Below are 14,014 nucleotides of genomic sequence, written 5' to 3'. Positions count from 1 at the left end.
TTGCCGCAATCCTCCGCGACCCTTAGCTGTAAGCGCGTGCACAAGGATTAGGCAGTTGAGCATTCACCTCGGCGACAGGCTTCTCGACCCCCCGGTGTTCCTCGCGCCCATGGCGGGAATCACCGACAGGCCGTTCCGCGATCTCGTGGCCCGCTTCGGGGCGGGGCTCGTCGTCTCCGAGATGGTGGCGAGTCAGGAAATGGTGCAGGCCAAGCCGGGCGTCCGCGAGCGGGCGGAGCTGGGGCTCGGCCTCGCGAACACCTCGGTGCAGCTCGCCGGGCGCGACCCGAAGTGGATGGCCGAGGCGGCGCGCATGGCCGAGGCCAACGGCGCGCCGATTCTCGACATCAACATGGGCTGCCCGGCCAAGAAGGTGGTGGGCGGCATGTCGGGTTCGGCGCTCATGCGCGAACCCGATCACGCGCTGCGGCTGATCGAGGCGGTGGTGGGCGCGGTCTCGGTCCCCGTGACGCTCAAGACGCGGCTGGGCTGGGACGAGGACGCGCTCAACGCGCCCGAGATCGCGCGCCGGGCGGAAGCGGCGGGCGTGGCAATGATCACCATCCACGGGCGCACCCGCTGCCAGTTCTACAAGGGCCGCGCCGACTGGCGCGCGATCCGCCGCGTGGTGGAGGCGGTGCGCGTGCCCGTGATCGCCAACGGCGACATCACGACGCCGGAGCAGGCGCGCGCGGCGCTTGACGCCTCGGGCGCGGCCGGCGTGATGGTGGGGCGCGGCGCGCAGGGCGCGCCGTGGCGCGTGGCCGAGATCGCCGCGGATCTTGCCGGCGCTCCGGCGCCGGAAGTTCCGGTGGGTCATGCGTTTTGCGACATGGTGGCAGCGCATTACGAGGCATCGCTCACCTTCCACGGCACGGAGATCGGCGCCCGTGTCGTGCGCAAGCATCTCGGCTGGTACATGGACCGGGCCGGCACCCCGGCGGAACTGCGGCGCCGGATCCTGACGGGCACGCCCGCCGAGGTGCTGCGCGATCTGCCCGATGCGCTCGCCGCCAGCACCCGGGCCGCGGCATGATCGACGAGGCGGCGATCTGGGGCGCCCTGCCGGTGCCCGGTCTGGTTCTCGACGGCGGCGACCGCATCGCCAGCGTGAATTCCGCGGGCGAGAGCTTCTTCAACGCCTCCGCCCGCGCGCTCCTCGGCCAGCCGGTCTGGGATCGTCTCTACGTCGACGCCCCGATGGAAGAGAGCTTCCGCCGCGCGCGGGAGAACGGCACGCCGCTCTTCGTCAACGACGTGGACGTGGGCACCGGCGACCGCCCTCCGGTGCAATGCAATCTGCAGATTGCACCGCTGGGGGAGCCGGAGGGCGCGATGATCCTGGTCATATCGCCCCGCGAGCTCGCCGGGCGCCTGACCAAGAGCCATTCGGTCAAATCGGCGGCGAAGTCGGCGATCGGCATGGCCGAAATGCTCGCGCACGAGATCAAGAATCCGCTGGCCGGCATCACCGGGGCGGCCCAGCTGTTGTCGATGAACCTCGGCGGCGAGGATCTGGAATTCACGGACCTTATCGTCGCCGAGACGCGGCGCATCCTGAAGCTGCTCGAGCAGGTCGAGCAGTTCGGCAACACCAAGCCGCCGGCGATGCAGCCCGTCAACATCCACGACGTGCTCGACCGCGCGCGGCGATCGGCGCTTCTGGGCTTCGGGGCGCACATGACGATCGTGGAGGACTACGACCCGTCGCTGCCGCTCGCGCACGGCGATCCCGACCAGTTGCTCCAGGTGGTGCTCAACCTTCTGAAGAACGCCTCGGAAGTGGCGGATCCCAAAGGCGGCAAGATCCGCCTGCACACCTACTACGAGCACAGCTTCCGGCTGCGGCGCGCAGACGGCGATGGGCAGTCGCTGCCCCTGCAGGTCGAGGTGATCGACGACGGCCCGGGGCTGCCCGCCGATCTGGAGGGCGACATCTTCGATCCCTTCGTCTCGGGGCGCGAGAACGGCACCGGCCTGGGCCTCGCGCTCGTGTCCAAGATCGTCTCGGATCACGGGGGGTGGATCTCGGTCTCCTCCGTTCCGGGCCGCACCGTGTTCCGCATTTCGTTGCCCCGCGCGCCGCGCGAACCGAGGGAGACAAGCTGATGGACGGCACCGTTCTCGTCGCCGACGACGATCGCACGATCCGCACCGTGCTGACCCAGGCGCTCACGCGCGCGGGCTGCAAGGTGCATGCGACCTCTTCGCTGACCACGCTCATGCGCTGGGTGAGCGAGGGGAAGGGCGACGTGGTGATCTCGGACGTGATGATGCCCGACGGCAACGGGCTCGAGATGCTGCCCAAGATCGCGCAGGACCGCCCCGGCCTGCCGGTCATCGTGATCAGCGCGCAGAACACGATCATGACCGCGATCCAGGCCGCCGAGGCCGAGGCCTACGACTATCTGCCCAAGCCCTTCGATCTGCCCGACCTGATGAAGCGCACGGCCAAGGCGCTGGAAAACCGGCGCCGCGCACCCTCGATGCCGGTGGACGAGCCGGCCGCGACGGAGGACGGCGACCTGCCGCTGGTGGGCCGCACGCCCGCGATGCAGGCGCTCTACCGCCTGGTCGCCAAGGTGATGAACGCCGATCTGGCGGTTCTCATCACCGGCGAGTCGGGCACCGGCAAGTCGCTGATCGCGCGCACGATCCACGATTTCTCCGACCGCCGCACGCTGCCCTTCGTCAGCGTCACCGGCGCCGATCTGCGCGAGCTGGAGGGGCCGCAGCGGGTCCTCGCCCGCGTGAAGGGGGGGACGCTGCTGATCGACGAGATCGGCGACATCGAGGACGAGGTGCAGGCGCGAATCGTCCGGATGATCGACTCGCCGGGCGACCATGTGCCGCGATTCATGGCCACCAGCCAGGGCGACCTGTCGCGCGCGATGGAAGAGGGGCGCGTGCGCCGCGACCTCTATTATCGTCTGACGGGCGCCACGATCCATGTGCCCAGCCTGCGCGAGCGGGTCGAGGACATCGCGCTGCTGACCGAGCATTTCCTCGCCCGGGCCGAGCGCGACGGGCTTGCGCGGCGGCGGCTGTCGAAGGACGCAGAGGAACTCTTCCGCGTCTACAGCTGGCCCGGCAACGTCCGGCAGCTCGAAAACGCGGTGCGGCGGCTTGTGCTGACCTCGCGCGCCGACGAGATCAGCCGCGCAGAGGTCGAGCAGGTGCTGGGCGACCAGCCCGAAACCGAACCCGTGCTGCGCGGCCGCGGCGGCGAGAGCGAGAAGCTCTCGGCCTCCGTCGCGCGGCACCTGCGGCGCTATTTCGACCTTCACGGCTCGGCGCTGCCGCCGCCCGGCCTCTACCAGCGAATCCTGCGCGAGGTCGAAGCCCCGCTCATCGAGATCGCGCTGGAAGCGACGGGCGGGAATCAGGCGAAATGCGCCGATCTGCTTGGGATAAACCGGAATACGCTGCGCAAGAAGATCAACGACCTCGAGATTCGCGTGACACGCCGCCGCAAATTGATGTAAAAGGGCAACAGACCCGTGGCGGGCGTGCGGCGGACAGGCAGCCGCGCCGGAACGCGCCACAAGATTTGGCGGTAGGGGCGCGTAAGGCGCTCAACAGGGGCGAGGGCAGAACGTGGCCTTGCGGGCACAGCGTCTTTCCTGGGAGCGGCTGAGCCGTCTCCGGCGGCAGCGCCGGATCCAGAATGTCGCCACGCTGGGCCTGGTGCTGCTGGGGCCGGTGCTGGCGCTTGCCACCTTCCTCGTTCTCGGCCCGCTCGACCAGGGCGCCGGGGCGCTCAGCCTGCGGCTCGTCCTGCTGGCGGATCTCGTCTACGTGCTGGCCGTGGCGGCGCTGGTCTTCCAGCGCGTCGCCCGGATGATCGCGGCGCGCCGGGCGCGCTCTGCGGGCTCGCGGCTGCACCTTCGGCTGACCTTCGTCTTCGCGGTCATGGCGCTTCTACCGGCCGTCACGGTCGCCGTCTTCGCCGGCCTCACCGTCAACATCGGCCTCGAGGGCTGGTTCTCGGACCGGGTGCGGAGCGTCGTGGGATCGAGCCTGGCTGCCGCCGAAGCCTACGAGGAGGAGCATCGACAGGATCTCGCCACCGACGCCCGCGCGCTCGCCGAGTTCCTCGAGGCCGGGGCGCGCGCCAGCTTCCTGATGAGCGACGGCGAGCTGCGCGTGCTGCTGGGGCAGGGGCAGGGCCAGATCCAGCGCGGCCTGCGCGAGGCCTATGTCATCGACGGCACCGGCGAGATCCGCGCGCGCGGCGAGCGCTCCTATCTCTTCGATTTCGAACGTCCCCCGCAGGAGGCCTTCGCCACGGCGCGCGCCGAGGGGCTGGCGATCGTCGAGGACTGGGACAACAACGAGTTCCGCGCGCTGGTGCCGCTGGGCGGCTTCGCGGACCGCTGGCTCTATGTCAGCCGCGAGGTGGACGGCGAGCTGCTCAGCCTGCTGGACGAGACGCAGGAAACCGTGCGCCTCTATCAGCAACTCGAGAACGAACGCGGCCGCGTCCTCTTCGAGTTCGGGCTGCTCTATCTCGGCTTCGCGGTGATCCTGATCCTCGCGGCGGTCTGGCTCGGGCTGTGGTTCGCCGAGCGTCTCTCGCGCCCGGTCGGCCGGCTCACCGCCGCCGCGCAGCGCGTGGGCACCGGCGATCTGGACGTGCAGGTGCCCGAGGAGGACGGCGACGACGAGATATCGATGCTCGGTCGCTACTTCAACCAGATGACCCGGCAGCTCAACGCACAGCGCGAGACCCTGCTGGAGAACACCCGGCAGATCGAGCGGCGGCGCAGGCTCTTCGACTCGGTGCTGTCTTCGGTCACCTCCGGCGTCGTCGGCCTCGACGCCGCGGGGCGCGTGACCTTCGTCAACCGCTCGGCCGAGCGCCTGCTCGGCCTCGGCGAGGATCGCCGCTCGCTGCCCATCGGGCTCGCGGTGCCGGAATTCGGCCCGGTGTTCGAGCGCGTGCGCTCCGGGCGCGCGGCGGTCGCGCAGGACGAGGTGAAGGTGATCCGCGACGGCCGGATGGAAAACCTTCTGGTGCGCATCGCCCCCCGGGGCCGCGACGGCGACGGGCTCGAGGGCTACGTCGTGGCCTTCGACGACGTGACCGACCTCGTCGCCGCGCAGCGCATGGCGGCCTGGGGCGACGTCGCGCGCCGCATCGCGCACGAGATCAAGAACCCGCTTACCCCCATCCAGCTCTCGGCCGAGCGGATCCGGCGCAAGTTCGGGCGCAAGCTCGACGCAGAGGAGGCCGCGCAGCTCGACGGCATGACCGAGCGGATCGTGCGGCAGACCGACGACCTGCGCCGCATCGTGGACGAATTCTCGCGCTTCGCGCGCATGCCCGAGCCCGACCGCAAGCCCGAGGATCTGGCCGATCTGCTGCGCGGCGCCGTGCTGATGCAGGAGGCCGGCCAGCCCGACGTGCGCTTCGAGTCGCAGATCCCGGATCATCCCGTGCCGGCGGAACTCGACGCGACGATGATCGGTCAGGCGCTCACCAACCTGCTGAAGAACGCGGGCGAGGCGATCGAGAGCCTGAAGGAACGCGGCGCGCCGGAAGATCACGCGGCGATGATCCGCGTGACCCTCGAGGTGGCGCCGGGCGAAGCCGTCATCCGCATCGCTGACACCGGCATCGGCCTGCCGGAGGATCGCGCGCGGCTGTTCGAGCCTTACGTCACCACGCGCGAGAAGGGCACCGGCCTCGGCCTGCCCATCGTGAAGAAGATCATCGAGGAACACGGCGGCAGCCTGGCGCTCGAGGACGCGCCGGTCTTCGACGGCCAGAGCCGGGCCGGCGCGATGGCCGTCGTCCGGCTGCCGCTGCCGGCGCGCGCGGCGAACGACATTGAAAGCAAAGAGATAACGGGGGGCGCATGAGCGACATTCTCATCGTGGACGACGAGCGGGACATCCGCGAGCTGATCGGGGACATCCTCGAGGACGAAGGCTTTTCCGTCCGGCTCGCGGGCAATTCGGAAGAGGCGATGGCGGCCATCAACGCCGAGCCGCCCGGGCTGCTGATCCTGGACATCTGGCTCAAGGACAGCCGGATGGACGGCATCGACATCCTCAAGACGGTTAAGCGCGACAACCCGGACGTTCCGGTGGTCATCATCTCCGGCCATGGCAACATCGAGATCGCGGTCGCGGCGATCAAGCAGGGCGCCTACGACTTCATCGAGAAGCCCTTCAACATCGACCAGCTGCTCGTGGTGATCCGCCGCGCGATGGAGACCTCGCGCCTGCGCCGCGAGAACCAGGCGCTGAAGCGGCGGGATGCGCGCGCCGCGCAGATGATCGGCGACAGCGCGGCCTTCCGCGCGCTGATGTCACAGCTCGACAAGGTGACGAAATCGAACGCGCGGGTGATGCTGACGGGACCGGCGGGCTGCGGCAAGGAGGTCGCGGCGCGCTATGTGCACGCCCGCTCGACGCGCGCGCAGGGACCCTTCGTCACGGTCAATTGCGCCGCCATCGCGCCCGAGCGCATGGAGGAGGTGCTCTTCGGCCGCGAGACGCCCGAGCGCGGGGTCGAACCCGGCCTGCTCGAGGAAGCGCATGGCGGTGTGGTCTATTTCGACGAGGTGGCCGACATGCCGCCCGGCACGCAGTCGAAGATCCTGCGCGTGCTCGTGGACCAGACCTTTCAGCGGGCCGGCGGCGGCGACAAGGTGCGGGTGGACGTGCGGGTGATTTCCTCGACCAACCGCGATCTCGAGGCCGAGATCGCCGCCGGCCGCTTCCGGCAGGAACTCTATCACCGGCTCAACGTGGTGCCGGTGCGCGTGCCCTCGCTGGAGGAGCGGCGCGACGACATCCCGCTGCTCGCCCGTCATTTCATCGCCGAGGCGAACGGCGCGCAGGGCCTGCCGCTGCGCGAGATCAGCGACGAGGCGGTGGCGCTCATGCAGACCATGCTCTGGCCCGGCAACGTCCGCCAGCTGCGCAACCTGATCGAGCGGGTGCTGATCCTGGGCGACGGTGCGGGCCCGATCGAGGCGCGGGAGCTGCCGCAGGAGCCGCAGCCGCAGGCCGGCGACGGCCGGGTGGTCCTGTCCGGCGAGGTGGCGACGATGCCCCTGCGCGAAGCCCGCGAAGCCTTCGAGCGCGAATATCTGCTGACGCAGATCAACCGTTTCGGCGGCAACATCTCGCGCACCGCGAATTTCGTCGGCATGGAGCGCAGCGCGCTGCACCGCAAGCTCAAGTCGCTGGGCGTGGTGACCGGCAAGAACGGCGGGCGCAACGGCGGCGAGGAGGAGGAGCCGGCCGCGGCCGTCAGCCGGGCGGGCTAGGGGCCGCACGCCGCGCGTCCGGGCGCCGCCGCCGGAGGCCGCTGGCGCGGCGTGCCTCCGGCCGGGGTATCGTCAAGCGGAAAATACATTCATTTCGTTGGGGTGCGCGCGACGCCATCCATGCCCATCCGCGCCTGGATCCTCGTCCACCATGAGTCCCGCTTGCCGGCTGATGGAAAGCCTGCAGAAGTCCTGTTGGGCGTGGTCGCGGGCAGGATCGTCCGCGGATGATGAAGAGGCCTGCGTCAGGCGCTGCGCCGATCCACGAGCGCGGGGTTGATCCGGGCCAGCTCCTTCGCCACCAGGTCGGCGAAGCCCCAGATGGGGCCGGCGTACATCGGCCCGTCGGTGAGCGAGATCACGGTGTAGCCGTCGGGCGCCACCACGTCCTTGCCGAAGGCGCCGACCATGCCGCCGCCGCCGGGCACGTTCCCGACCACGACATCCCGCCCCTGTTGTCCTCGATCGACCCGGCAAGCGTGTTCAGGATCGGCGCCCGTTTCGCCGCCTCGGCGGCGTCGACCAGCGCTGCGTCGCCGCCGTTGAGCCGCATCGCGTTGACGACGCGCGGGGCCAGTTCCATCTACGGCGCTGAATGGGCGAGCACCGGCATCCCGCGCTGCGAGAACATGACATTGTCGTTGAGCTCCCGCGACAGCCATTGGTAAAGCTTGACCGACAGGTCGTAGAGCGCCGCGCTTTCGGGATGGAATTGGTTTGACCGGATCGCCGTGGTGTTGCGTCCGGTGTTGCCCCGCGCCGATCCAGCCCTTCTCCAGCACCGCGACCCGGCGCAATCCGCGCCGCCTGGCCAGGTAGGAGGCCGTGGCAAGGCCATGTCCGCCGCCGCCCACGATCTCGTAGCCTGCCTGCGGGGTGGCGTCCGCCAGGCGGGGCGCCACCCGGTGTGGCCCCTGATCCCTTCGGCGAATACGCGTCAGTCCGAGTATGTGGTGTCCAAGCCCTGCCGTCCCGTCTGGCCTGATCGTGAAGGGCCGCGCCGCAAACATGTACACCACTGAGCCAGATTGCAGCTTTCAAGGGACTGCGCGCATGGTCGCGAAGGGATCCGACGCCGCCCCGCGCCGCGTGCGTGGCGCGCAAGGAACCACACGCGACGACTGGATCGCGGCCGCGATGGACCTGCTGGTCGCGCACGGCACCGAGAAGGTGAAGGTCGCGCCGCTGGCCGAGAAGCTGGGCTGCGCGCGCTCGTCACGCGCAGGGACCTGCTCCGCCTGAAAGCCGGAGCGAGTCTTTCGCGCCAGGCGGCCAGGTCATGACTCGCCGCCGGCGGTCGGCGACCGAAGGCCGTTCTGGTCCGGATCGGGTTCCGACACGTCCGCAACCGATCCCGCCGGCCTGCTCGGCCGGGCATCGGCCCGCGTGTCGCGCCCAGATGATGCCGGGCCTTGCCGGAGTATGGCGCAAGATGTGACCATCGGGGCCCTGACACCAGGGGGGAGCACATAGAGATGGGACTTCTCAACGCGCTGCGAAGCGCCTTCGTCGACGACGAGAACATCAAGGAAGTACTGCAGGCTGCCGACGAGAGAGCGAAGCAGGCCCATAAGCTGGCTGTGGCGGGGGACGTCATCTCGAGCTCGGCCAGCAAGCAGCTCAAGGAGGCCGCCGACGGCATCGCGGCGGTCAAGTCGAAGATCTCGACGGTCAAGGACGTCCGGGACAAGATGGATGCATTCTTCCGGCTCAAGGACGCCGTGGAAGTGCTGGAAGGTTGGCCGCACAAGGGCGTATCGGACGAGGCGGCCGCAGCTGCCTTCGACGAGATGTTCGGCGCGGCCGCCGTCTTCGCCGAGAGCCTGCCTCCACCGATCGACCAGTACGCCAAGATCCTCAAGCAGGTGAAGGTCGCGAGTTTCTTCCAGAACATGCAGCGTCTCGGCGCCAGTCGGGTGGGCGGCAATGCGTCGACCCCGACCGGCCGCCAGATGCAGAAGGTCAACGAGATTCTGGAGCGGCAGAGCCGGGGAGAGTACTGAGGCAGAAGCGCCCGTCCCTGGCTGATACCGGGCGGGCGGCGGCCATTGCCGTGACTCGGCAAGGGAAACTGACCCCGCGGGGGCCGGACTTCGGTAACTGGGTCGTCCCGATCAGGCTCATTTGGCCGCGAGATTTCACCCGCAGAGGAGCGGATGGGTCGAGACGATCATCCCTTGTCGCCGGTCCCGGGTCTGCCATCGTCCGAGATCACCCCGGGTGCATGCTTCTATTCGTGGTCGACGCGGTGGCCGCCAACATGATGCCGGTTCAATGCAATTCCGAGGTGCCCATCTCATTGGCGTGTTCCGTCTCAGAGGCGACACTCCGTCCCACGGGCATCATCGGAACCGCGTCCCCGGGGAGACCTCGAAGGCCTGCCGTCAGGCGGGCGCAAGGCGGTGACCCGTTTCCTCAGACCACGTTCGCAGCGGGACCATCGGCAGGGGAGTCGGACTCCTCGACCCGCATGCGATGCCGGATGACACGACAAACAGTTGTCTACTGGGCTGGGGGCGAAGTGCGCGACGTATCGCGTATTTCGTTCAGCTTGCCGAGGATTCTCTTTTGGGCGTCGTCGCTCCGGAACAGGCCGAGCAGGACGCCGAAATGGTCCCGGTCCCACGTCAGGACATTGCCGGGCGGCACGCCCCAGGCGTCGAGGAGGCCGCGGCCCAGCGCGTAGGGCGTGTAGCGGTCGCGCCGCCCGAGAAGCGCGACGACATTCTCGGGCGGGATCCCGGGCGACGCCGGCGGATCGAGCAGAGGGCGCAACTTCCGTAGCCGTTCCGCCGTCCAGCCCGCTGCGCGGACGGCCGCGTCCACGCCGAGCGCGCGTGTGATCTCGCTGCCGAGCACCACCTCGTCGATATGGGCGGACGTCGCGCCGAGGAACGCCATGTCGGGCCGCATCGCCTCCGGCCATGCCGCGCATCGGCCCGCGACGTGCTGCGACACGATCCCGCCGAGGCTCACGCCGCCCACGCCCAGGGCGCTCGCCCCTGTCCGCCGCGCCCAGCCGATCAGTGCGGCTGTCTCCTGCGCCTGCGCCGCGTAGAGCCGGAAGAGGCCGACCGGCGCGGTCGCCAGATAGGGCTCGCCGCTGAAGCGGTCGGGCAAGGCGCGGCGTCCGTGCCAGGGCGACTCGACGAGGATGACGCGGCAGCCGCGCGCCGCGAGCGGCCGGGCGATATAGTCCTCTTCCGGCCAGTAGCGGATGCGGTCGTAGGCCATGCCGAGGCCGCTCGCGTAAATGAAGGCCGGCGCGGTCTCCGCGCCCTCGGCCGGCTCGAAGACGCGCGCATGGACCGTGTCGGCCATGAGCGGCGACGGCGAGCGGAAGCGCAGGAGGTATTCCGGGCCCGCGGGTCCGGGGACCGCGCGGGACCGCTGAAATTCCGGCAGCTCCTCGGGCGCGGCGAAGAGCGCGTCGGGCGCCTCGATCGTCTCGGACCAGCGCGTGAAACTGTCCTCGGGATGGGGAATGTCGCAGGCGACCGGCGCGATGTCCGCGCGCTTGGCGAGAAACCCGAGCGTCCTGCCGGGCGTGACGCAGCGCTCCGAGGCCGCGCGGCGGCGCATCTCGAGGTCGACCAGCGCGTCCGTTGGCAGGTCCTCGCCGCTCCAGAAGGCGCCCTCCCACGCCTTCAGGATCGCGGCATGGGCGTGCCAGTCACGGACATAGCGGGCGAACGCCTTTGCCACGCGCCTGCGGAGCTGCGGCGAGCGCGCGCCGTGCAGGCCGAGCTTCTCCAGCAGCGTCTCGGCGTCGCCGCCCTCGGCCACCGTCGCCTCCGCCACCGCGCCGATCCGGGCGAGGCGCATCTCGCGCGGGAGCGATCGGCCCTTGATCCGCTCGAAGGCGCGGGTGTCGAGCAGCGCGCCGAGGGGCGAGGTGATGAGCCGGTGCGCGAAAGGCGTCTCGAGTCTGCGGTTTCGTCCCATCTCTTCGCGAAGCTCCGTGATCTGCGCGGAACAGGCGAACCAGGCGGCCGCTGGCCGCGCGGCGATCGATACAGGTTCGCTCCCGCCTCTTGAACCCCTCGCTGCGATGCCTTCATTGAAAGCGACCCGCCACCAACTCGCGCCTGCGCTCGGACCCATGTCCCGAATTGGATTGATCGGCCTGGTCGTTCTTCTCTGCGCTGCGGGCGCCGTGGCGTGGAAGATGCTGCCCGCCCGAACGAGCCCGATCGACGGCCCCGATCCCGTCGCGGAACTGGTTCCCGCGGAGATCGGCGGCATGACCCAGTGGCTCCTGATCCGCGGCGCGGACCGCAGCGCACCGATCCTGCTCTGGCTCCATGGCGGGCCGGGCTCGGCGCAGATGCCGATCCGGTCGGCGACGGAGGCCCTCGAACGCCATTTCGTCGTCGTGCATTGGGACCAGCGCGGCGCGGGCAAGTCCAACCCGCCGGACTTCGACCCCGCGACGATGACGCTGGACCGCTTCCTCGCCGACGCGCGGGAGGTCACCGCGCTCCTGCGCGAACGCGTGGGCGACCAGCCGCTGATCGTCCTCGGCCATTCATGGGGCACCATGCTCGGCGCGCGTCTCGTGGCGCGCTGGCCGGAGGATTACGCGGGTTACGTCGCCGTGGGCCAGCAGGTCGATACGCTGCGCGGCGTGGAGCTCGCGCTCGACTGGCTCCGCGAGGCCGCGCCTGACTCCGAACTCGCCGCCATGGCGCCCGAAGCCTTCCGCGACCACGGGCTCTATGTCCGGCTCATGCAGGCGCTGGAGGCGCATGGCGGGGGCATGAACGTCTCGCTCGCCTCGATGCTGCCGCGCGCGCTCGCGGCTCCGGAATACCGTCTGCCGGACTACATCCGCTGGTTCGACGGCGCGAACCGCGGCAGCGGGCCGATGTGGGCGGATTACCGGGCGCGCGACCTGATCGGGGAGGTGCCGCGGATGCCGGTGCCCATGCTGGTCGTCGCCGGGGCCCGCGACATGAACACCCCGGTCCCGCTGGTGCGGGACTGGATGGACAGCGTCGAGGCGCCGGAGGGCAAGCGGCTGGTGATCTTCGCGGAGTCGGGCCACGCGCCCTTCCTCACCGAAACCGGACGCTTCGTGGAGACCGTGGTCGCTTTCGGTGAAGAGGTGACGGCGGAGGAATAGCGCGGGTTCCGGTCGGAAGATCGCGCGCGGCGGTTGCAGATGTTGGGCGCCGGGACCGCACCTGCATCGGAGCGTTGCGCCGGTTTCTCGGCAGAGCCCAGGCGGCGCGGCGCGGGCAACGGGTGCTCCGCCAGCGCCTGCCTCACTCCTGTGCCCCCGAAAGCCGGTCGCCCCGGACGAGGAAACGTCCGTCGATGCGCAGCGCGAGCGGCGCCCCGGAGATGGGCGGCGCGCCTTCCCGCGCCGGGCGTTGAGCATGGATATGCAGATGCGGCTCGGTCGAGGCGCCGGAATTGCCGACCTCGCCCAGCCTGTCCCCGACCGCCACCGCGTCGCCGGCGGCGACCGTCACGCTGCCCTGCCGCATGTGGGCGAGGACGATCTCCGCCGTGCCGCAGCGCAGGATCACGTGGTTGCCGAGCCGGTTGACCGGATCCTCGTTCGGCACCTCGAAATCTGGCCTCGCGCCCTCGGCCGCGACGACCCGGCCCGCACAGGGCGCCCGCAGCTCCGCGCCGAAGATCGCGTAGGCCGCGGGATCGGCGGGCCGCCACCCGGAGGCACGCAGGCCCCACGGACCGAGCCCGAAGAAGTCCACCGCATAGGACTGCCCGCGCCACGGCCGAAAGCGCGCGACCTCGGGATCTAGCGTCCGAAGATGCCCGTTCATCAGGCGGTTCGATCCGCCGTGCCCGACGAGATAGTCGCCGGGACCGAACGGATTGGCGATATCGACGACCTCGACCGGAGGCAGGCTCCGTGCGGCGATGGCCCGCGCACCGTACCAGGCGCCGGCGATCAGCAGGGCCGACGACAGGGCCAGCCCCGCCCACCCCCAGGCACCCTCCGGCAACAGGCGCGCTCCCGCGCGCACGATGCGCGGGGTCCACAACCCAACGACGATCAGCCACAGCGCACCGTAGACCCAGGGCAGCCACCAGACCGGAACCGCCCATTGCGAGACGCGCGCGAGGGCATACAGGAAGGACGCGACGCCGGCCGCCTGAAACACGAAGCCGGCGAGGCTGCCTGCGGGATAGACGGCGATCCAGGCAAGCAAAGTTAACGGCAGAGCAACCTGAACAAGCAGGACGAGCAGGGTCATGTCGGCCTGTTTCCTGAAACTGGAGCCGTCACGCAACTGTCCTGGTCCAATCGATGCCCCGCGAACGGAAGCCGGCGCCCCCTTTCCCGCAGGTGCACGAACTGCCGGTCGAACACTGCTGGCCGCCGCCCGCGCCGGTTCCGGGAGTGGCGTCACGACCGGGCCTCCAAAGCGCGCTGCCGCGCGACGTCGGCCACGTGGCGGCTCAGATCGAGGCCGGGATTCCCGAGTGCGTCGACGTCGACCCATCGTGCCTCGAGCGCATCGTCGCCTGCAACCGGCTTGCCATTCGTCCATTTGCAAAGAACGGCGATCAGGACGACATGCAGGTTGAAACGGCCCTCCAATGGCCGCTCTCGGACACGCCCATCCCGGCGCGGACCGTCTTCCCGCGGTAGAAGGTGGCTTCCGTCATCCCCGTTTCAGCACAGATCGACCCACAGGATCGATTGCGTTACAGTTCATTTCGGGCGGATCTCGCCGACGCTCGTGCCGGCCTCT

General features: G+C 69.9%; 13 protein-coding genes and 1 pseudogene. 10 read left to right on the top strand and 4 right to left on the bottom strand.

Going from position 1 to position 14,014, the window contains the following annotated elements; all coding sequences use genetic code 11:
• The first annotated feature begins 55 nt into the window (after positions 1 to 55).
• The 5 genes from dusB to ntrX all read left to right on the top strand — a co-directional run bounded on the left by dusB (position 56) and on the right by ntrX (position 7,283).
• Positions 56 to 1,036 carry a tRNA dihydrouridine synthase DusB gene (gene dusB, locus DRV85_RS10470; protein WP_113289402.1) on the top strand — a complete coding sequence of 327 codons (981 nt, stop codon included), beginning with the start codon at positions 56 to 58 and terminating at the stop codon, positions 1,034 to 1,036.
• On the top strand, positions 1,033 to 2,109 hold the full coding sequence (locus DRV85_RS10465) for a two-component system sensor histidine kinase NtrB (RefSeq protein WP_113289401.1): 1,077 nt from the start codon (positions 1,033 to 1,035) through the stop codon (positions 2,107 to 2,109). Before dusB ends, DRV85_RS10465 begins: the two co-directional genes overlap by 4 nt.
• Positions 2,109 to 3,485 (top strand): response regulator, encoded by a 1,377-nt coding sequence (locus tag DRV85_RS10460; protein ID WP_113289400.1) that lies wholly within the window; start codon positions 2,109 to 2,111, stop codon positions 3,483 to 3,485. Before DRV85_RS10465 ends, DRV85_RS10460 begins: the two co-directional genes overlap by 1 nt.
• A 112-nt stretch (positions 3,486 to 3,597) precedes the next feature.
• The gene (locus DRV85_RS10455; protein WP_420820915.1) at positions 3,598 to 5,865 is read left to right on the top strand and encodes a sensor histidine kinase; all 2,268 of its coding nucleotides are present in this window, start codon (positions 3,598 to 3,600) and stop codon (positions 5,863 to 5,865) included.
• Complete coding sequence (ntrX, locus tag DRV85_RS10450; protein ID WP_113289399.1) at positions 5,862 to 7,283, top strand: nitrogen assimilation response regulator NtrX; 1,422 nt, start codon at positions 5,862 to 5,864, stop codon at positions 7,281 to 7,283. Before DRV85_RS10455 ends, ntrX begins: the two co-directional genes overlap by 4 nt.
• Before the next feature lie 245 nt (positions 7,284 to 7,528).
• Here ntrX and DRV85_RS19525 read toward each other — a convergent pair whose 3' ends face one another.
• Complete coding sequence (locus DRV85_RS19525) at positions 7,529 to 7,723, bottom strand: hypothetical protein (protein WP_233495470.1); 195 nt, start codon at positions 7,721 to 7,723, stop codon at positions 7,529 to 7,531.
• 15 nt (positions 7,724 to 7,738) lie between these two features.
• On the opposite strand from DRV85_RS19525, the gene DRV85_RS19520 reads away from it, so the two are divergent.
• Entirely contained in the window at positions 7,739 to 7,951 is a 213-nt protein-coding gene (locus DRV85_RS19520) for a hypothetical protein (protein ID WP_233495469.1), read from the top strand.
• Positions 7,952 to 8,020: 69 nt separating this feature from the next.
• Here DRV85_RS19520 and DRV85_RS19790 read toward each other — a convergent pair.
• Positions 8,021 to 8,293 (bottom strand): annotated as a pseudogene (locus DRV85_RS19790) (FAD-dependent oxidoreductase); the annotation flags it as partial.
• Positions 8,294 to 8,336: 43 nt separating this feature from the next.
• On the opposite strand from DRV85_RS19790, the gene DRV85_RS10440 reads away from it, so the two are divergent.
• Positions 8,337 to 8,525 (top strand): hypothetical protein, encoded by a 189-nt coding sequence (locus DRV85_RS10440; RefSeq protein ID WP_113289398.1) that lies wholly within the window; start codon positions 8,337 to 8,339, stop codon positions 8,523 to 8,525.
• 233 nt (positions 8,526 to 8,758) lie between these two features.
• Positions 8,759 to 9,286 (top strand): hypothetical protein, encoded by a 528-nt coding sequence (locus tag DRV85_RS10435; protein WP_113289397.1) that lies wholly within the window; start codon positions 8,759 to 8,761, stop codon positions 9,284 to 9,286.
• Between the two features lie 499 nt (positions 9,287 to 9,785).
• Here the strand turns inward: DRV85_RS10435 and DRV85_RS10430 are convergent, their stop codons facing one another.
• Positions 9,786 to 11,228: an alpha/beta hydrolase family protein gene (locus DRV85_RS10430; protein ID WP_147238829.1), complete on the bottom strand. Its 1,443-nt coding sequence runs from the start codon at positions 11,226 to 11,228 to the stop codon at positions 9,786 to 9,788.
• A 223-nt stretch (positions 11,229 to 11,451) separates the two neighbouring features.
• On the opposite strand from DRV85_RS10430, the gene DRV85_RS10425 reads away from it, so the two are divergent.
• Complete coding sequence (locus DRV85_RS10425) at positions 11,452 to 12,408, top strand: alpha/beta fold hydrolase (RefSeq protein WP_158540144.1); 957 nt, start codon at positions 11,452 to 11,454, stop codon at positions 12,406 to 12,408.
• A gap of 142 nt (positions 12,409 to 12,550) precedes the next feature.
• On the opposite strand, the gene DRV85_RS10420 is transcribed toward DRV85_RS10425, so the two are convergent.
• On the bottom strand, positions 12,551 to 13,513 hold the full coding sequence (locus tag DRV85_RS10420) for a M23 family metallopeptidase (RefSeq protein WP_158540143.1): 963 nt from the start codon (positions 13,511 to 13,513) through the stop codon (positions 12,551 to 12,553).
• 92 nt (positions 13,514 to 13,605) lie between these two features.
• Here DRV85_RS10420 and DRV85_RS19515 point away from each other — a divergent pair, with 92 nt between their 5' ends.
• Entirely contained in the window at positions 13,606 to 13,911 is a 306-nt protein-coding gene (locus DRV85_RS19515; RefSeq protein WP_233495468.1) for a hypothetical protein, read from the top strand.
• Positions 13,912 to 14,014: the final 103 nt, after the last annotated feature.

This window comes from Rhodosalinus halophilus, from assembly GCF_003298775.1.
GTDB lineage: Bacteria > Pseudomonadota > Alphaproteobacteria > Rhodobacterales > Rhodobacteraceae > Rhodosalinus > Rhodosalinus halophilus.
This window is presented reverse-complemented; position numbering and strand designations above follow the sequence as displayed.

What these genes read in the sequence shown, in the direction of transcription:
- DRV85_RS10465 (WP_113289401.1), top strand. Translation starts at nt 1,033, where the DNA reads ATGATCGACGAGGCGGCGATCTGGGGCGCCCTGCCGGTGCCCGGTCTG.
- DRV85_RS10460 (WP_113289400.1), top strand. Translation starts at nt 2,109, where the DNA reads ATGGACGGCACCGTTCTCGTCGCCGACGACGATCGCACGATCCGCACC.
- ntrX (WP_113289399.1), top strand. Translation starts at nt 5,862, where the DNA reads ATGAGCGACATTCTCATCGTGGACGACGAGCGGGACATCCGCGAGCTG.
- DRV85_RS10440 (WP_113289398.1), top strand. Translation starts at nt 8,337, where the DNA reads ATGGTCGCGAAGGGATCCGACGCCGCCCCGCGCCGCGTGCGTGGCGCG.
- DRV85_RS10435 (WP_113289397.1), top strand. Translation starts at nt 8,759, where the DNA reads ATGGGACTTCTCAACGCGCTGCGAAGCGCCTTCGTCGACGACGAGAAC.
- DRV85_RS10430 (WP_147238829.1), bottom strand. Translation starts at nt 11,228, where the DNA reads ATGGGACGAAACCGCAGACTCGAGACGCCTTTCGCGCACCGGCTCATC.
- DRV85_RS10425 (WP_158540144.1), top strand. Translation starts at nt 11,452, where the DNA reads ATGCTGCCCGCCCGAACGAGCCCGATCGACGGCCCCGATCCCGTCGCG.
- DRV85_RS10420 (WP_158540143.1), bottom strand. Translation starts at nt 13,513, where the DNA reads ATGACCCTGCTCGTCCTGCTTGTTCAGGTTGCTCTGCCGTTAACTTTG.